The 17,708-nt window shown below is 67.0% G+C and carries 15 protein-coding genes, 1 tRNA gene and 1 pseudogene; 5 read left to right on the forward strand and 12 right to left on the reverse strand.

Annotated features, from left to right (window positions below):
• Nucleotides 1–33 precede the first annotated feature (33 nt).
• The 3 genes from AC5P9P_RS16685 to AC5P9P_RS16695 all read right to left on the reverse strand — a co-directional run bounded on the left by AC5P9P_RS16685 (nt 34) and on the right by AC5P9P_RS16695 (nt 3,194).
• A complete protein-coding gene (locus AC5P9P_RS16685; protein ID WP_495232972.1) occupies nt 34–1,158 on the reverse strand; it encodes a slipin family protein in 1,125 nt (374 codons plus the stop codon).
• A gap of 357 nt (nt 1,159–1,515) precedes the next feature.
• A tRNA-Thr gene (locus AC5P9P_RS16690) sits at nt 1,516–1,589 on the reverse strand.
• 648 nt (nt 1,590–2,237) lie between these two features.
• Nucleotides 2,238–3,194: an aldo/keto reductase gene (locus AC5P9P_RS16695; protein WP_033833800.1), complete on the reverse strand. Its 957-nt coding sequence runs from the start codon at nt 3,192–3,194 to the stop codon at nt 2,238–2,240.
• Between the two features lie 169 nt (nt 3,195–3,363).
• On the opposite strand from AC5P9P_RS16695, the gene AC5P9P_RS16700 reads away from it, so the two are divergent.
• From AC5P9P_RS16700 to AC5P9P_RS16710, 3 genes are all read left to right on the forward strand, one after another.
• Complete coding sequence (locus tag AC5P9P_RS16700) at nt 3,364–4,221, forward strand: class I SAM-dependent methyltransferase (RefSeq protein ID WP_033833799.1); 858 nt, start codon at nt 3,364–3,366, stop codon at nt 4,219–4,221.
• Between the two features lie 111 nt (nt 4,222–4,332).
• A complete protein-coding gene (locus AC5P9P_RS16705) occupies nt 4,333–4,584 on the forward strand; it encodes a hypothetical protein (protein ID WP_224329425.1) in 252 nt (83 codons plus the stop codon).
• Between the two features lie 107 nt (nt 4,585–4,691).
• Nucleotides 4,692–5,231: a pseudouridine synthase gene (locus AC5P9P_RS16710; RefSeq protein WP_033833798.1), complete on the forward strand. Its 540-nt coding sequence runs from the start codon at nt 4,692–4,694 to the stop codon at nt 5,229–5,231.
• Between the two features lie 90 nt (nt 5,232–5,321).
• On the opposite strand, the gene AC5P9P_RS16715 is transcribed toward AC5P9P_RS16710, so the two are convergent.
• Together AC5P9P_RS16715 and hrpB are read right to left on the reverse strand one after the other, a co-directional pair.
• On the reverse strand, nt 5,322–5,711 hold the full coding sequence (locus tag AC5P9P_RS16715) for a hypothetical protein (RefSeq protein ID WP_019661686.1): 390 nt from the start codon (nt 5,709–5,711) through the stop codon (nt 5,322–5,324).
• A gap of 120 nt (nt 5,712–5,831) precedes the next feature.
• Nucleotides 5,832–8,336: an ATP-dependent helicase HrpB gene (hrpB, locus tag AC5P9P_RS16720; RefSeq protein WP_049403660.1), complete on the reverse strand. Its 2,505-nt coding sequence runs from the start codon at nt 8,334–8,336 to the stop codon at nt 5,832–5,834.
• A 67-nt stretch (nt 8,337–8,403) separates the two neighbouring features.
• Here hrpB and AC5P9P_RS16725 point away from each other — a divergent pair, with 67 nt between their 5' ends.
• Nucleotides 8,404–9,201 (forward strand): TatD family hydrolase, encoded by a 798-nt coding sequence (locus AC5P9P_RS16725; RefSeq protein WP_033833795.1) that lies wholly within the window; start codon nt 8,404–8,406, stop codon nt 9,199–9,201.
• 56 nt (nt 9,202–9,257) lie between these two features.
• Here AC5P9P_RS16725 and AC5P9P_RS16730 read toward each other — a convergent pair whose 3' ends face one another.
• From AC5P9P_RS16730 to AC5P9P_RS16750, 5 genes are all read right to left on the reverse strand, one after another.
• Complete coding sequence (locus AC5P9P_RS16730; protein WP_495232973.1) at nt 9,258–10,142, reverse strand: Rossmann-fold NAD(P)-binding domain-containing protein; 885 nt, start codon at nt 10,140–10,142, stop codon at nt 9,258–9,260.
• Entirely contained in the window at nt 10,139–11,077 is a 939-nt protein-coding gene (panE, locus tag AC5P9P_RS16735; RefSeq protein WP_033833793.1) for a 2-dehydropantoate 2-reductase, read from the reverse strand. Before panE ends, AC5P9P_RS16730 begins: the two co-directional genes overlap by 4 nt.
• A gap of 298 nt (nt 11,078–11,375) precedes the next feature.
• The gene (locus tag AC5P9P_RS16740; RefSeq protein WP_033833792.1) at nt 11,376–12,143 is read right to left on the reverse strand and encodes a hypothetical protein; all 768 of its coding nucleotides are present in this window, start codon (nt 12,141–12,143) and stop codon (nt 11,376–11,378) included.
• A 323-nt stretch (nt 12,144–12,466) separates the two neighbouring features.
• On the reverse strand, nt 12,467–13,258 hold the full coding sequence (locus AC5P9P_RS16745; protein WP_005411568.1) for an ABC transporter permease: 792 nt from the start codon (nt 13,256–13,258) through the stop codon (nt 12,467–12,469).
• Nucleotides 13,255–14,223, reverse strand: a complete 969-nt coding sequence (locus tag AC5P9P_RS16750) for an ABC transporter ATP-binding protein (RefSeq protein WP_005411567.1) — start codon at nt 14,221–14,223, stop codon at nt 13,255–13,257. Before AC5P9P_RS16750 ends, AC5P9P_RS16745 begins: the two co-directional genes overlap by 4 nt.
• Before the next feature lie 84 nt (nt 14,224–14,307).
• Here AC5P9P_RS16750 and AC5P9P_RS16755 point away from each other — a divergent pair, with 84 nt between their 5' ends.
• Nucleotides 14,308–15,057 carry a ferredoxin--NADP reductase gene (locus tag AC5P9P_RS16755; protein ID WP_495227356.1) on the forward strand — a complete coding sequence of 250 codons (750 nt, stop codon included), beginning with the start codon at nt 14,308–14,310 and terminating at the stop codon, nt 15,055–15,057.
• A gap of 112 nt (nt 15,058–15,169) precedes the next feature.
• Here the strand turns inward: AC5P9P_RS16755 and AC5P9P_RS16760 are convergent.
• Nucleotides 15,170–16,327: pseudogene (locus tag AC5P9P_RS16760) on the reverse strand (lytic polysaccharide monooxygenase).
• Between the two features lie 173 nt (nt 16,328–16,500).
• Nucleotides 16,501–17,673, reverse strand: a complete 1,173-nt coding sequence (locus AC5P9P_RS16765) for a lytic polysaccharide monooxygenase (protein ID WP_495227355.1) — start codon at nt 17,671–17,673, stop codon at nt 16,501–16,503.
• Nucleotides 17,674–17,708: the final 35 nt, after the last annotated feature.

The following is a 17,708-nucleotide window of genomic DNA, read 5'->3' on the forward strand; positions in this document are numbered from 1 at the left end:
GCCGGCGGCGCGTCCCTGCGCCACCGCGACCCCCTACCTGATCGTCACCAGCTGCTTCAGCACGCCATCCAGGCCGCCGAACACGGTGAGCGTGTCGATCTTCTCGGTGACCTTCTCCAGTGCCTCCAGCTCCTTCAAGCGCATCAGCACCGGGTTGTCCTCGATCAGCTTTGCGGTGTTGAGCTGCGAACGCGTGGCGTTGGCCTCCTCGCGGCGACGGATCACGCTGGCCTGGGCCTGCTTTTCGGCCAGCACCACGCCGTTGAGGATCTCCTTCATCTCGCCCGGCAGGATCACGTCCTTGATGCCGACGCCGAGCAAGCGCACGCCGTGGCCTTCGATCGCCGCCTGCACATGCGCAGCGATCTCGCCGTCCAGTGCCGCCTTGTCACCCAGCAGCTCGTCCAGGCTGCGCGCGGCAATTGCCTGGCGCAGGCCGAACTGCAGCTGCCGATAGACGAACTCATCGGCATTGCTGAGCGTGCGGTGCGCAAGCACCGGGTCGACCACCTGCACGGTCGCGGCCAGGTTCACCCGCAGGGTCACCTTGTCGCGGCTGAGCAGTTCCTGGCCGGACACGTCCAGTGAACGTGCACGCAGTTCCACACGCTCCACCGACACGTTGCCGTTGAAGTTCCAGAACGCGTGCAGGCCGGCGTCCAGCGTCTGCCGCAGCGTGCCATCGATGAACAGCAGGCCGACCGACTCGCTCGGCACCGTGCTGATCACCGCCACACGCGGCAGCACGCCCAATTGACCCAGCCGCTGCTGCACGTCGGCCGGAATGCGCGGCTGGTCACCCAACGCCATTACCTGCACCTGGGTATCGACCGAACCGCGCCAGTACAGACGGCGGCTGCCCGGCGGCAGCACTTCATCGATGCGGCCGTTGCGCAGCAACAGGCCGACCTCGCTGGCGCCGACGTTGGCCAGCACGAAGTGCGTGTCCAGCTGTGCGCCCAGCGCTTCGATCAGGCTGTCCTGGTCGCTGCCAGTGTAGGCCGCGCCCTTCGATGCAGTGTGGATGTCCACGTGCGGCCGGCCGCCGAACGGCGACAGGCGGTGCACGCCCGGCAGCAGGATCTGCTGGAAACGACGGTTGCGATACACCAGGCCGCGCTCGCCGTCGCCGATCACGACCTTGATGATCCAGAACATGGGAGTCTCTCCTTGTATGGCTCTGGTGGTTCGACCCGTTGCGGATGAATCGCCATGACCCGGGTCGATCCGGTCGTGGCGAGGCTGCCTGCACATCACGTGCAGGCAGCGGAAGAGGGCGGCCATCGGCGGACGGTCCGCGCGCGGAGCCTTCGGTGCGCCGGCAGTGCTGCCATCGTCGTTCCCGGCAGGCAGCACCGGTGCGGAACGTGGCTGGCAGTGGCGGCGGGCCGGGGCCCGGCGTGCGGTCCGTTGCCTTCCACGTTCCTGCCCGAAGGCGATGTCGGTGGACGGCGACGATGGCCGCTGGGGCTTGCACCCCGGGTGTTGCTTCAAGTCATGACGTGACAGGTCATGTGGTTTGGAGTGGGAATCGAACCCACGACAGACGGATTACGGATCCGTTGCTCTGACCAAGCTGAGCTATCCAGTTGGGGACCGCGCGGAATCGAACCGCGTACCGGCGAACCGGCGCCTGCCTCCAGCAGGCGATCCAGGCGATGGCATGTCCGCGACCTCCGGCATACGCCACGGCAACGCCGCGCGCACCAGCCCGTGGATGAAACGGGACCGTTGGAGAATCGAGGGTGCAGGCCAACGACATTATCGCGAGCGATAATGTTTGGGTGCGATGCAGATAATGTCCAGGCGCTGCCAGTTGCGCGAAGTAAATCCTTCGGCGGGGTGGGAAAAGCCTGGGTCAGTGAGCGGCGGGTCGTCGCGCGGGGTGCAGTTCTGGCATCGCGGGTCCTTGTGTCGACGCAAACGAAAACGCCCCCGGGACTTGCGTTCCGAGGGCGTCGTCAGGCCTCGGAGATCGGGGTGGCCGATCTCCGCAGGGCGGGTATCAGGCCGTTGTCAGCTGGTCTTCCTTGCCGAACGCGCGCGCCGGCCCGTCCATGCGCAGGCATGGCAGCAGTTTGGCGATGGCGACGGAATGCGCGTTCAAGGGAAGTTTCCAGTGGTTGTTGAAACGAGGTGCGCACGATAAACCACGATTTAGTTGTGCGCAACCATTTTGTTCAATTATTTTCTTCGGTATGTGTGCAATGCCGGCCAGCGGCCGGCACTACCGGCCCTCAGGCTTCCGCGCTGGCGGCATCCAGCTGCGCGACATCCTGCACGCTCAGCGACACGTTTGCCGCCGCCAGCAGATCGTGCAGCTGCTCGACGCTGGTGGCGCTGACGATCGGTGCGGTGATCGACGGCCGTGCGATCTGCCATGCCAGTGCGATCTGCGCGGCACTGGCGTTGTGCTTGCTGGCCACGTCATCCAGTGCCTGCAGGATGCGCAGGCCACGCGGGTTCAGATAGCGCTTCACCACCATCTCGCCACGCGCCGGGCTCTTGGCCGCATCGGCCGGCGCGCGGTACTTGCCGCTGAGGAAGCCGCTGGCCAGCGCGTAGTAGCCGATCACGCCGATCTGTTCGCGCTGCACCAGCGGTTCCAGTTCCTTTTCGTAGCCGGCGCGGTCATACAGGTTGTACTCCGGCTGCAGCGTTTCGTAACGCGGCAGCCTGTAGTCGGTGGACACCTTCAGCGCATCGGCCAGGCGCGTGGCGCTGTAGTTGGAAGCACCGATCGCACGCACCTTGCCTGCTTCGATCAACCGGCCGAACGCAGCCAGGGTCGCTTCCAGCGGCGTCGACTCGTCATCCTCGTGGGCCTGGTACAGATCGATCACGTCGGTCTGCAGGCGGCGCAGCGAATCCTCGACCGCGGCATTGATGTTGTCCGGGGTCAGGCCGGGGCGTTCGGCCCACTTGGCCACCTTGGTCGCCAGCACCACCTTGTCGCGCTTGCCGCTGCGCGCGAACCACTTGCCGATCAGCGTTTCCGATTCGCCGCCGGCGTTGCCCGGCACCCAGGCCGAATACACATCGGCGGTGTCGACCAGGTTGAAGCCGGCGTCGACGAAGGCATCGAGCAGGGCGAAGCTGGCCTTTTCATCGGCGCTCCAGCCGAACACGTTGCCACCGAAGGCGAGCGGACGTACATGCAGGCCGGAACGGCCCAGTTCGCGGGTTGCCGTCATGGGCACGGACTCCTTGGGGGAAGTGCTCCAGAATAGAACGCGTAGTGTGACCGTGCTGCGGCGGTGACCACAAAACAGTGTTCCGCGCCGCGCACGCCGCTAACGTTTTGTGAACACCTGGGACGCCGCGGCTGCTAGTCTCGCCGCATCTTCCGCTGGAGTCGCTCCGATGATGCCTGCTTCGTCCCTGCGTGGTTGCCGCCTGCTGCTTGCTTCGGCCCTGCTTGCCGCCGTTCCCGCGTTCGCCGCACCGGCCACGGTGGCGCCGGCGAAGATCCAGGTCTCACCGGCCATCGATGCGGCGGTGAAGGCGTCGACCCGTGATGCCAACAACGTCAAGCGCGATGGCTTCCGTCATCCGGCGCAGACGCTGTCGTTCTTCAAGGTGGCACCGGAAAAGACCGTCATCGAGATCACCCCCGGCAACGGCTGGTACTCGGAGATCCTGGCGCCGCTGTTGCACGACAAGGGCCACTACGTTGCTGCGGTGGTCGATCCGATGGCGGTGCCCGAAGGCCGCGGCCGTGACTACCAGCAGCGCAGCCGCGACAGCCTGGAGAAGAAGTACGCCGGTGCGCCGGCACAGTTCGGCAAGACTGCCGTGGTCGCCTACGATCCGGCCAAGCCGGTGTTCGGCCCGGCCAATTCAGCCGATGTGGTGCTGACCTTCCGCAACGTGCACAACTGGCGCAAGGCCGGCCAGGCGCAGGGCATGTTCCAGGGCTTCTTCAACGTGCTCAAGCCGGGCGGCGTGCTGGGCGTGGTCGAGCATCGTGCCAAGGCCGACGTAGCCGACGATGATGACACCGGCTATGTCGGCCAGCAGCAGGTGATCGCGATGGCCGAGGCGGCTGGTTTCAAGCTGGATGCACGCAGCGAGGTCAACGCCAACCCGCGCGACACCAAGGACCACCCGAACGGCGTGTGGACGCTGCCGCCGACCAACCAGCACGACAAGGCCGATGATGCGAAGTACCAGGCGATCGGTGAAAGCGACCGCATGACCCTGCGCTTCATCAAGCCGTAGCGGGCGGCGCCGGGCTGCGCCCGGTGAGCGCTGCGGCGTCACAATGGACGTAACGTGTATCCGCCGGGCGTGGCCCGGCCCTGCTGCCAATGGAGTGGACAGTTGAAGAAGGTGTTCTATATCGCTGTTGCAGTGCTGGTGTTGGCGCGGCTGATTGACTTCGTGTTCTACGGTGGCCATGCCTACGACCTGGTGGCGACCGTGGGGTTTGCCGTGCTGTTTGCCGGTGCGCTGCTGGAGGAGCGTGCGCGTGCCATGAATCCGCCGCCGGTTCGCCTGCGGCGCCGGGCCAATGTCATCGCGGCGTGCGGCATCGCACTGGTGCTGGGCTCTTTCCTGCTGGAGTGGAAGGTCTTCGGTTGATCGCGCCGCAGCCTCGGCCGGCGTGATGCCCGGCAGCACCGGGGCCGCGCTCGGCCGAGGTTGCGCGGTATGGGACAATGCTGCACCTGCCGCCCGTAGTGCCCGCAATGCTGATCGCCTTCAACAAGCCCTTCAACGTGCTCTGCCAGTTCACCGACCGCAGCGTACCGCCGCGGCCGACGCTGGCCGGGTTCGGCCTGCCGCCGCGCGTGTATGCCGCCGGTCGCCTGGACCATGACAGCGAAGGCCTGCTGCTGCTGACGGATAACGGTGCGCTGGCGCACAAGCTGACCGACCCCAGGCACAAGGCCGACAAGACCTACTGGGTGCAGGTGGAAGGCACGCCCAGCGATGAGCAGCTGCAACGGCTGCGCGATAGGGTGGAGCTGAATGACGGACCGACCTTGCCGGCGAAGATCGAGCGCCTCGATCCGGCGCCGTCGCTGTGGACACGCGATCCGCCGGTGCGCTTCCGCAAGACCGTGCCCGACAGTTGGCTGGCGATCACGATCCGCGAGGGCCGCAACCGCCAGGTGCGGCGCATGACCGCGGCGGTGAACCTGCCGACGCTGCGGCTGGTCCGCGTGTCGATGGGACCCTACCGCCTGGACGACCTGCAGCCGGGGCAGTGGCGGCAGATCGGCTGAAACAGGAAGGGCCGGATACTCTACGGTATCCGGCCCTCATAGCGGGCTGATGGGCTCAGTTCCTGCGGAAGGAAGCCGACCCCGGCAGACTCAGGCGTCGCTGCCGATATCGCTGTGCTCGTCCACCACGGTGTCGTTGCGGCGGTCACGCGCATTGATGCGCTGCGCCTGGCCATTCACCACGTGGCCGTTGGCGGCCTTCTTCTTCTGCTGCTTGCGGTACAGCGCATAGCCGAGCAGGCCGACACCCACCGCAGCGGCGGCAATGGTCACCGCCGGGTTGCGCCGGGCGAACTTGGTGGCCACCTTGCCACCGGTCTTGACGGCGCCCAGCGCCGCGCCGGTCTTGATCCAGTCACTGGCCTGCGGCCCAAGGTGGCGCAGGCTGCCACCGGCACTCTTCAGGCCGTCGCCGGCGCTGTGGGCCAGGTCCAGGGCGCGCTCCAGAGCGCGGTCGGTGATTACGGTCAGCTTGCTCATGCGGGGGTCCTTTGCCTCGGGTCGAAGTCCAGTGTCGCGTGTTGCCCGTAAACGGTATGTCAGTCGAGGTGGCACGCGGTGTGACTTTACCGCAGCCATTCAGGATCAGGCAGGGTCCGGCTACGTCCCGCGCGGCTTGGCCCGATGCGTGGCCGTGGCCGTCCACGGGTCATCCGGCCACGGATGGCGCGGGTAACGGCCCTTCATCTCCTTTTTCACTTCGGCGTAGGTGCTTTCCCAGAAGTTGCGCAGATCCTGGGTGACCTGCAGCGGGCGGCCGCCGGGGGAGAGCAGGTGCAGGGTCAGCGGCACGCGGCCATCGGCGATGCGCGGCGTATCGGCCAGGCCGAACAGTTCCTGCAGCTTCACTGCCAGCACCGGCGGCAGCGGGTCGCCGCTCTCGCTGTCCAGCGCATAGGTGATCGGCCGCTCCAGTCCGGACGGCACGGTGATGCGGGTCGGCGCATGACGCTCGACCAGCTGCCGTTGTGGCCACTCCAGTGGTGATTTCAGCGCTTCGCCGAAGCTGGATTCGTCCAGCGCATCCAGTCGCGTCTTGCCGGCGAACGCGGGCTGCAGCCACTGCGCGCGATTGGCCAGCAGGGCGTCGTCGCTGCAGTCGGGCAGGCCGAGCTCGGGCATCCAGCGCCGCAGCGATTCCACCCGTGCCTGCCACTGGCGCAGGCCCTCGGTCCACGGCAGCGCCTGCAGGCCGAGCTCGGCCACCGCATCGGTCAGCGCCTGCGCGGCGTGCTGCGGATCGACCCGGCCGGCCGAGCGGCTGTCCAGCACGATCCGGTCGAAACGGGTCTCGCGCAGCGCCACCAAGGCGCGTCGCTCGCTGTCCCAGCGCACCACGTCTTCGGTGACGAAGCGCTCCGGCCATGCCTTGCGCAGCTGGCCTTCATCCACCGGTGCGGCACGCAGCAGCAGCGCATCGCGCGCCTCGAAGCGCAGTTCGCTGGCCACCAGCCACGGCTCACCGCGCAGGTCACTCAGTTCGTGCAGGCGCGCGCTGCGGCCATTGGCCAGCAGGTAGCGCAGCGGATCGCTGGGATGCTGGAAACCGATCCGGTCGGGAAAGGCGTGTGCAAGCAGATCGCCCAGTTCGTGCGCCTCGATGCTGGCCGGCGACGTGGCGTCGCAGCGCAGGCGGCGACGCCACTGCTTGGCGGCGGCATCAATGGCGGCCAGCCCGCTGCGGTTGGCATCGCCCGGTATGCGGCCATTGCGGAACGCAGCCAGTGCGCGCCAGCGGCTCGCCAGCGCGTCACCGCCCTGGCGCAGCGGGTCGCGCGCTTCCAGCAAGGCGGCCAGATCGGTGGCCAGCGCCTGCGCGCGGGCATCGGGCGCTGCCAGCAGCATCGCCGCCATCCGCGGGTGCGTACCCAGCGCCAGTACACGGTGCCCGAGTGCTGTGATCGCGCCCGAGTCCGACAGTGCACCCAGGCGTTGCAGCAGTTCGCGCGCCGCACCCATCGGGCCGGCCGGTGGCGGGTCGAGGAAGCGCAGGTCGCTGCTGCCCCACGCGGCCAGTTCCAGCGCCAGTCCGGCCAGTTCCACCTGGTCGATCTCGGCGCGGCGCTGCGGCTCCAATCGCTGCGACTGCGGCCACAGCCGCCAAGCCACGCCTTCGGCCACGCGACCGGCACGGCCCGCGCGCTGGTCGGCCGAGGCCTGTGCGATGGCCACCACGTCCAGCCGGGTGAAGCCGCTGTTGGGGTCGTAGCGCGGCTCGCGCGCCTGGCCGCTGTCGATCACCACGCGCACGCCGGGCAGGGTCACCGACGACTCGGCCACGTTGGTGGCCAGCACCACGCGGCGGCGGCCATCGCTGGCGGCCTGCAGCACGCGCGCCTGCTGTTCCACCGGCAGCTCACCATGCAGGGCCAGTACTTCGACGCCGGCATCCAGCGATTCCTGCAGGCCAGCCTGCACCCGAGCGATCTCGCGCTGGCCGGGCAGGAACACCAGCAGGTCACCGGGGTGATCGGCCAGGGCCTGCTGCACCGCGCGGCGCACCTGCAGTTCCAGCGTCTCATCGCGACGCGCCGGGAAATGGCTGACCGTCACCGGGTAGCTGCGGCCCTCGCTGCTCAGCCGCGGCGCATCGAGGAAGCGTGCCAGGCGCTCGCCATCCAGCGTGGCCGACATCACTACCAGGCGCAGGTCATCGCGCAGCTGCGCCTGCACGTCCAGCGCCAGCGCCAGCCCGAGGTCACCGCTGAGATGGCGCTCGTGGAATTCGTCGAACAGGATCGCACCGACTTCTTCCAGCATCGGGTCGTCCTGCAGCATGCGGGTCAGGATGCCCTCGGTGACGACTTCAATGCGGGTGCGTGCCGAGACCTTGTTCTCGAAGCGGATGCGGTAGCCGACCGTGCCGCCGACCTCTTCGCCCAGCTGCCGTGCCATGAACAGCGCGGCGCTGCGTGCGGCGACCCGGCGCGGCTCCAGCAGGATGATTTTCCGGCCTTGCAGCCATGGCGCTTCGAGCAGGGCCAGTGGTACCTGGGTGGTCTTGCCGGCGCCGGGCGGGGCTTCCAGCACCAGCCGTGGCTGCACGGCCAGGTGCTGCTGGATCTGCGGCAGCAGCGGGGAAATCGGGAAGAGCGGGGCATTCATGGGCAAAGGATAAGGGGCCATGGCGGCCGCAGGTACAATGCGCGGGCACTTTTCCCCCGCGATGACCATGCACCTGATCGATATCGGCGCCAACCTGACCCACGACTCCTTCGACCGCGACCGCGATGCCGTGCTGGACCGCGCGCGCCAGGCCGGCGTGGTACAGATGGTCATCACCGGCGCCAGCCGCGAGCACTCGCCGCTGGCCCTGCAGCTGGCGCAGCAGCACCCGGGCTTCCTGTACGCCACCGCCGGCGTGCACCCGCACCACGCGGTGGAATACACCGAGGAATGCGATGCTGAAATGCGCGCGCTGCATGCCCACCCCGAAGTGGTGGCGGTAGGCGAGTGCGGGCTGGACTACTTCCGTGATTTCTCGCCGCGTCCGGCCCAGCACCGTGCGTTCGAGCGCCAGCTGCAGCTGGCGGCAGACAACGGCAAGCCCCTGTTCCTGCACCAGCGCGACGCGCACGCCGATTTCATGTCGCAGATGAAGAACTTCGAAGGCCGCATCGGCCCGGCGGTGGTGCATTGCTTCACCGGCGAACGCGATGAGCTGTTCGACTACCTGGACCAGGACTGGTACATCGGCATCACTGGCTGGCTGTGTGACGAGCGCCGCGGCGCGCACCTGCGCGAACTGGTGAAGAACATCCCGGCCAACCGCCTGATGATCGAGACCGACGCGCCGTACCTGCTGCCGCGCACGCTGAAGCCGATGCCGAAGGACCGCCGCAATGAACCCATGTTCCTCTCGCACATCGTGGAAGAACTGGCCCGTGACCGGGGCGAGGACGTGGCCGTGACTGCGGCCAATGCCACTGCCGCCACGCGTGCGTTCTTCCGCCTGCCCGACGCGGGTTGATGGTAGTGCCGGCCGCTGGCCGGCAGCACATCCTGATTGCCGGCCAGCGGCCGGCACTACCGGAGCAGGTCGCGCAGGCCCTCACGGTAGCTGGGGAAGCGCGGCTGCCACGCCAGCGCTTCACGCGTGCCACGACTGTCGATGCGCTTGTTGCTCTCGTAGAAGCGGCGTAGCGTCGGGCTGAGTGCAGGGTCGTCCCATGCCACGGCAGGTGGCATCGCAAACCCGCCCAGCTGCGCGGCGAAGGCCAGCACGTCCTGCGGCGGTGCCGGCTCGTCATCGCTGGGCAGGTACATCCCCTGCGCTACCGGTCGCTGCATCGCCGCGATGATCACTGCCGCAAGATCCTCTACGTGCAGGCGGTTGAACGCCAGGCCCGGCCGAATCACATGGCGGGCACGGCCCTGTGACAGCTGCAGCAACGCATTGCGCCCCGGCCCGTACAGGCCGGGCAGGCGGAACACCGCTGAAGCGATGCCACGTTCCTCTGCAAGCGCACGCCATTGCGCTTCGGCACGCAGGCGCTGCACGCCGGCTGCTTCGGTGGCATCGGCTGCGCTGTGCTCGTCAACCCAGCCGCCGGCCCGATCGGCATACACCGACGTGGACGACAGATAGCCCACCCAGCGCAGTGCCGGACTGGCCCGCAGAGCCGGCAGCAGCAGGCGCAGTGCCGGGTCGCCCGCGGCATCTGGCGGCACGCTGCACAGCACGGCCTCGGCCTGCGCGACCTCATCGAGCAGGGCGGGCGACGGTGGGGAGTCAGCGTGCAGCTGATGCCGTAGCAGGCCATCGTCCGGCGCCGACGAGGGGTTACGCACCGTGCCGACGACGTGCACTCCCCGTGCTTGCAGCTGCGTGGCCAGCACGCATCCGCTCCAGCCCATACCGAGGATCAGCACCCGCGTAGGCAGCGCGCTGGCCCGCAACGGGAGGCTCACGCGCCGCGCAGTGCCTGGTAGGCCTGCAGGCTGCTGTGGGCGACCTGCAGCAGCAGGGCTTCCTGATCGGCCTTGCGTGCACGCGCCAGCATGTCGCCGACGATCTGTTCGGCCTCTACCTGCTGGCTGGCTTCCAGATCCCGCAGCATCGACGCCTTCAATGCCGAGCCCGCCTGGGTAAGGGTGCCGCGTGCGGTGTCCTGCGCGGCATCGGGAATCGGCTCACCGGCAGCTTCGGCCACGGCCAGGCATTCGTCGTACAGGCCGCGCACGATCGCCTCGCCATCATCGGTGGCGACGATGGTGCCGATATCCGCGCGAAGCAGGCAGGTAGCAGCGGCCAGCGCGGTCAGGAAGGTGTACTTGATCCACTGTTCCTGGCCGATGTGTTCGCTCGCCAGGTGATCAAGATGGGCCTGCGCGCAGGCAGCGGCGAAGGCACGCACGCGTGCGGACGCAGCGCCGCCATCGCGCTCGCCGAAGGTGAGCTTGGCCGGCTTGCCCAGGTGCAGCACCGCACCGTCGGGGGCCTTGGTGGCGCTGATGAAGCACAGGCCGCCGAGCACGGCGTCGCGGCCGAAGCGCAGGTCCAGCGCGTTGTAGTGGTGCAGGCCGTTGAGGATCGGCAGCACGGTGGTGTTCGCGCCCACGGCTGGAACAATGGCGTCGATCGAGCTGTCGAGGTCGTAGGCCTTGCAGCTGAGGATGACCAGATCGAACGGCTTCTGCGCGGCCAATGCGGGCAGCGCATCGGCGGTGACGTGCTGCACCGGGAAGCTGGCATCGCCGAGCGGGCTGCGGATGACCAGGCCATCGCGGTCCAGCTGTGCGGCGCGCGCGGGGCGCACGAGGAAGGTCACGTCCACACCGGCCTGGGCCAGGCGACCACCGAAGTAACCGCCGGTACCGCCGGCGCCGAGGATCAGGATGCGCATTGCACGTTCACCGCTTTCTGGGGGAATCAGATCTGCGATTGTGCCGGAGATTGCGGCCAACGGCGGAGCCCCTCGTGGTGGTTCGCGCAGTTGGTTTCATGAGCTGGGTCGTGTGCGATGGGTTCGCGGGGGACGCCGTGAACCCATCCTTGGGGGCTTAGCCGCGCCATCCATGGCGCGGATACCCCCGCGAGCCCATTGCACACGACCCCTGACAGTTTCCGGGTGCGGCCACCACGGAAAACAGATCAGGAGCGGAAGCGGGTCGCTCGCTGCGCTCGCTCGTGTAGAGCGGTGCTCAGGGCAGTTGTTCGCTGAAGTCTTCGGTGTAGCCCAACAGCAGCGTGGTGCGGGTGGCCAGGGTTGCAGCCAGTTTTGACCACGTGTCATGCGTTCCGGCCGCGTAGACGCGCTGCAGGTCCGCGACCAACGCATTTGCCTGTGCAGGCGACGGCGCGCTGTCGCGCTGGAAGCCGAGCCACGATGCGCCGAGTCCGAACAAGCGGTAGTCATGGTGTTCCTGCAGGTGCCGGATCAGGGCGTGATTCTGGAAGATGTCCCAGTCCGCGCTGAAGTAACCGTTGGGTAGGGCGGCGATCAGCAGGTCATCGCGGTCCACCGGCACCTGTTGCACGCAGACCACCTCGTCGACGATCAGGTCCGGCGTTGCATTGGCGGCGACCAGCGCCTCGATGTCCTCGTCGCTGCACATCAGCGTGCCCAGCAGCGCGCTCCATTCCAGCCGATGAGAGGAATGCTCGAGCTGCGCGACCACATGCGCCAGCAACCGCTCGCGTGCCGCCAATGCATCTTCGGGGGTTTCCGGATCTTCGTCCTCGTACAGCGCGATGCGCGCGTCGTCGGACGCATGCATGCTGGTGTAGCGGCATTGGCCGACATCATCGAGCGTGCACAGGTAGCGATACCGGGGATCAGCCGTTTGTAGTGACGCCAGGTATTCCAGCATCTCATCCAACGAGGGTGAATCGCCCAGCAACGCATGGCTGAAGGCATCGATGGGGCCGTCCGACACGGCCTTGTCCAATGGAGTGGAAGTGATCTTCATCGCCACAGCCTAGCCGCAATCCCGAACGAAAAGATCCGGGCGTCGGCCTTACCGTGAACGCTCCATCCACGCATGGCGTGGATCCATCGTGTCGACCAAGGTCGACACCCACCAACAGCAGCGGCAATTTGTCGAAGGCGGGGTGGGTCCGGTTGCGGGGGTGTCCGCGGCATGGATGCCGCGGCCAAGCCCCCAGGATGGGTTTACGGCGTCCCCCGCAACCGGACGCACCCCGCCATCCTCCGGCTAGTCAGCTTTTGCCGTTGAACTTGACGTTGACGTTGATTCAGCGGGTGCAGGGCCGCAGGCCCTGCAGGCAAAACTCAGCTGCGCATGCCCACGCCGCGACGCAGCAGCCACAGCGCCAACGCCGTCAGCACCACCACGAAACCGATCATCAGGCCGTAGGCCACCGGCAGCGGTACATCGCTGCTGCCCAGCAGGCCATAGCGGAACGCGTTGACCATGTAGAAGATCGGGTTGGCGTGCGTGGCCGCTTCGGCCCAGCCCGGCAGCAGCTTCACCGAATAGAACACGCCACCCAGGTAGGTCAGCGGGGTCAGGATGAAGGTCGGCACGATCGCCACGTCATCGAACTTCTTCGCATACACCGCGTTGATGAAGCCGGCCAGCGAGAAGATCGTCGCGCCCAGGATCACCGTGGTCAGCATCACCAGCGGGTGCGGGATGCGCACCGGGGTGAAGAACATCGCGATGATCAGCACGATCACGCCCACCATCAGGCCGCGCAGCACGGCGCCGGCCACGTAGCCCCACAGGATCACCCAGTTCGGCATCGGGCTGACCAGCAGTTCTTCCACGTGGCGACCGAACTTGGCGCCAAAGAACGAGGAACTGATGTTGCCGTAGCTGTTCTGGATCACGCTCATCATCACCAGGCCCGGCACGATGAACTGCATGTAGGTGTAGCCGCCCATGTCACCCACGCGCGACCCGATCAGGTTGCCGAAGATCAGGAAGTACAGGGTCATGGTGATCGCCGGTGGCACCAGGGTCTGGCCCCAGATGCGCATGATGCGGGCGACTTCGCGGCGCACGATGGTCATCAGCGCGATGCGGTTGCGCTGGCCGTCGGTCAGCTCGGTGGTGCTCATGCAGGCTTCTCCAGGTTGCCGGTGAGGCGCACGAACAGCTCCTCCAGGCGGTTGCTCTTGGTACGCATCGAACGCACGCGGATACCGGCCTCGTTGAGCGTGGCGAACACGCGGTTGAGGTCCATTGCGCGCGGCATGTCGATGTCCAGCGTGTGCGGGTCCGGCGCGGTCAGCGTCGCACCTTCGATCACCGGCAGCTGTGCCGGCAGGTCACCGTCGATGTCCAGCAGGAAGCCTTCCACGTCCAGCTTGGCCAGCAGGGTGCGCATCGGCCCCTGCTCGACGATCTGGCCATGGTTGATGATCGCCAGGTGGCGGCACAGGTACTCGGCTTCTTCCAGGTAGTGCGTGGTAAGGATGATCGTGGTGCCTGCGGCATTGATCTCCTTCAGCACGCGCCACATGTCGCGGCGGATCTCGATGTCCACGCCGGCGGTCGGCTCGTCCAGGATCAGCAGCCGCGGGCGGGTCATCATCGCGCGGGCGATCATCAGCCGGCGCTTCATGCCGCCGGACAGCGTGCGGCTCATCACCTGTGCCTTTTCCCACAGGTGCGCGCGCTTCAGTTCCTCTTCGGCGCGCTGCTCGGCTTCCTCGCGCGGTACGCCATAGAAGCCAGCGTAGTTCACCAGGATGTCGAAGGGCTTCTCGAACAGGTTGAAGTTGATTTCCTGGGGCACCAGCCCGATCAGGCGCATGGTGGCGCTGCGGTTGCGCACCAGGTCGCTGCCGAACACTTCCACCTGGCCCTCGCTGAGGTTGACCAGGGAGCTGATGATGCCGATCAGGGTCGACTTGCCGGCGCCATTGGGGCCGAGCAGGGCGAAGAAGTCGCCCGGGGCCACTTCCAGGGAAACCCCCTTCAGGGCCTGGGTGCCGTTGTCGTAGGTCTTGCGCAGGTCGCGCACGCGCAGGGCGGGCGCCGTATCGTTCTGGGATGCCAAGCTCGAAGCCTTCGCGCCCATGGGCTGGCGCTGGAGAGGGGCGGGGAGGGGCTATTATAGAAGACCCCGAGGGCTTGCCCCGGCTACACACTGTCCCGAAAAGTCGTGCCTGTTCAATTCCCCCTCAAGCTGGTCGGCTGCCGCATGCTGGCCCCGACCGTCGGCCACTACCAGTTCGTGCGTGACGATGGGCAGCCGCTGGATTTCCAGCCTGGCCAGTTCATCCAGGTCCATTTCAGCTACGCCGACGGCACCGAAACCAAGCGCAGCTACTCGCTGGCGACCATCCACGACCACGCGCTGGGCCCAGGCGAGGCGGTGGATATCGCCGTCAGTTTCGTGCCCGGTGGCGCCGCCACGGCCCTGTTCGAGGCACTGGAGCAGGGCGGCCAGATCAGTGCGTCCGGCCCCTATGGCCGGTTCTGCCTGAATCCCGGTGACCACAACGCCCGTTACCTGCTGATCGCCACCGGTACCGGCGTTACCCCGTACCGCTCGATGCTGCCGCTGCTGGAAAAGGCCATGGCCGAACGCGGTGTGCAGATCGTGCTGTTGCAGGGCGCGCGCAGCCCGGGCGAACTGCTGTACGGCGAAGATTTTTACAGCTTCGCCGAAAAGCACCCGAACTTCCGTTATGTTCCGTGCCTGTCGCGTGAACTCCCGGCTGATCCGCACCCGGACGTACAGCACGGCTACGTGCAGCAGGCGCTGGCCGGCTTCACGCCGGACCCGGCCACCGACATCGCCTACCTGTGCGGCAACCCGGACATGGTCGATGCCTGTGCCGAGCTGCTGAAGGCCGCCGGCCTGGGCAACCCGCAGATCCGCCGCGAGAAGTACGTCAGCAGCAAGTAAGTCAGGGTAGTGCCGGCCGCCGGCCGGCAGCCCCACGAACCTGGTAGTGCCGGCCGCTGGCCGGCAACTCCAAGAACCGGAGGCGGCGCCACGCCGCCCCCGGTGCCCGGCCTCAGTACGCGATCCAGGCATCACGCCAGGCAAAGCCGGTGCCCGGGCGATAGGGTTCGGCGTTGACGTTGCACCACGCGCCCTCCGGGAACGGGCGGCAGGCGTAGAATTTGCCGTCGGCGCCCTTGACCACGGTTTCGCCCGGCGTGTAGCTGCCGATACCGTCCGGATACACGAAGTCATAGTCGCCCGGTGGCGGATCGACCGGATCCGGCAGCTGCGTGTCGAGCTGGAAGCGATGGCCCGGCTTCAGGTAGACGCGGTTCTCGGTGGCCGAGGCGATGGGAGTGATGATTCCGTTCTTCAGCACGCCCACCCGGGCATGCTGGGCAGAAGCGTTGACCTGGTGGGCCAGCGCCAGCGGCCATTGCGTGGCGGAGGTCTGCCCGGTGGCGAGGGTGATCTTCGGGCTTTCCAGGTCATTGCCGTTGGCGTTGAACACGCGCAGGGTCAGGGTGGTACCGGTCTCCAGGTCACCCCGCGCGGTGATGGCCCCAGCGTCCTCCCACTCTGGTGGCGGAATGATGTCACCGCCTTCGAAACGTACGTCGGCACAGGTATAGAACGCTTCCTTCGAATCCGAGCGTTGCCAGGTGTTGTAGATGATGTGCTGGCCAGTACGCTTGGGCAGTGGGCAATCGAGTCGGTAGATGCCGTTGGCATCCTCGTCCACGTGACCCAGCGAGCAGAACTGCTCCAGATCGTCCCAACGCAGCGGGCTGCCCGGTTGCCAACCTTCGCGGGTTACATAGAAGACCCAGTCTCGGGTCTTGTGCGGAGCCGATGCGAGGTACTCGAAGGTGTAGCGACCGCGGGCATCGGCGCGGATCGGGCTGGTCGATCAGTCCGTGCGATTGAGGTTCATGCCGCGGTACTTTGCATTGCCGCCGCTGCACAGTTCGCCATCAGGCACGACCTGGCGATGGTTGCCGTCAGCCTCGGCCTGGTTGATGCCGGCCCAGTCGTAGAAGGGCTGCGCGCCACCGATGGCATTGGCTGCCGCACAGGCCGCATTGGTCGGATTCTCCGGATTGCCCTCGTGGCACTGCTTCACGCGGCTGAGCGGCTTGGACAGCGTGCCGTGGGCGAAGGCGTTGCCGGACAGTGCCAGGCCGACAACGGCGGACAGTGCGAGGACGGCCCGATGGGACAGATGCATGCAGGAACTCCTTTGCGAAGTGTTGGAAACCTCGCGGAGTCTTCCCATGTAGCCGCCATATGCCCATCAGACAAGTTTGAAAGGCTGCTGCGTTCCTCTGTTTCCGCAACGCGCGCCCCACTGCGCGGCAGGGGAGCCAGGAGGCGGTGTGCACCGCCTCCCACATCACTGCGTCAGTACGCGATCCACGCATCGCGCCAGGCCGCGCCCACGCCCGGCCGGTAGGCCTCGGCATTGACGTTGCACCATGCACCCTCCGGGAACGGGCGGCAGGCATACAGCTTGCCGTCGCTGCTCTTCACCACGGTCTGGCCCGGCACATAGCTGCCGATGCCCGCCGGGTACACGTGGTCGAAATCACCACCCGGCGATGGCGTACCCGGGTCCGGCACCTGGGTATCGAGCTGGAAGCGGTTGCCGTCCTTCAGGTACACGCGATTGTCGGTGGCCGACGCCGACGGCGTGATCACGCCATTGGCAAGCACGCCCACGCGCGCATGCCGGGCACTGGCATTGACCTTGCGGGCCAGCGCCAAGGGCCATTGCGCGGCCGAGGTCTGGCCGCTGGCCAGCGTCGCTTCCACACGTTCGACATCGTTGCCGCTGGCATTGAACACGCGCAGTGCCAGCGTCGTACCGACCGGCAATTCACCGCGGGCGGTGACCGGGCCGGCATCCTGCCATTGCGGTGCCGGCGCCGTACCACCGCCGCCGCCTTCAAAGCGTACGTCCATGCAGGTGTAGAACGCCTCGGTCGAATCCGAGCGCTGCCAGGTGTTGTAGATCACATGCTGGCCGGTGCGCTGCGGCAACGTGCATTGCAGCTTGTAGGTGCCATCGGCCGACAGCGGTGTATTGCCCAGGGTGCAGAACTCCTGCAGGTCGGCCCAGCGCAGCGGGCTGCCCGGCTGCCAGCCTTCGCGGGTGACGAAGAAGCGCCAGTCACGGGTGGCGTGCGGCGCGGTCGCCTTGAACACGAAGGTGAACTTGCCATTGGCATCGGCGTGGATCGGCGTGGTCTGCCAGTCACTGCGGTTCACGTCCAGGCCGCGGAAGGTGGGATTGTTGCCGCTGCACAGCTTGCCGTCGGGCACCACCGCCTGATGGTTGCCGTTGGCGTTGGCCTGGTTGATGCCGTTCCAGTCGTAGAACGCCTGCGATCCGCCCACCGCTTTCGCGGCAGCGCAGGCCGGGTTGGTCGGGTTCTCCGGATTGCCCTGGAAACAGGCATAGACGCGGCTGACCGGCGTGGTCATGGTGCCGTGGGCGAACGCGTTGCCGGCCAGGCACAGGCCTGCAGCGGCGAACGAGGTGGCCAGCAGCAGCGGTGTGGATTGGAATGACATGGCGCTTCCTTGTGGTCGTCGAAAGAGAGCGGTGA

Source organism: Stenotrophomonas sp. YJH_SMC_14-1 (assembly GCF_059372275.1).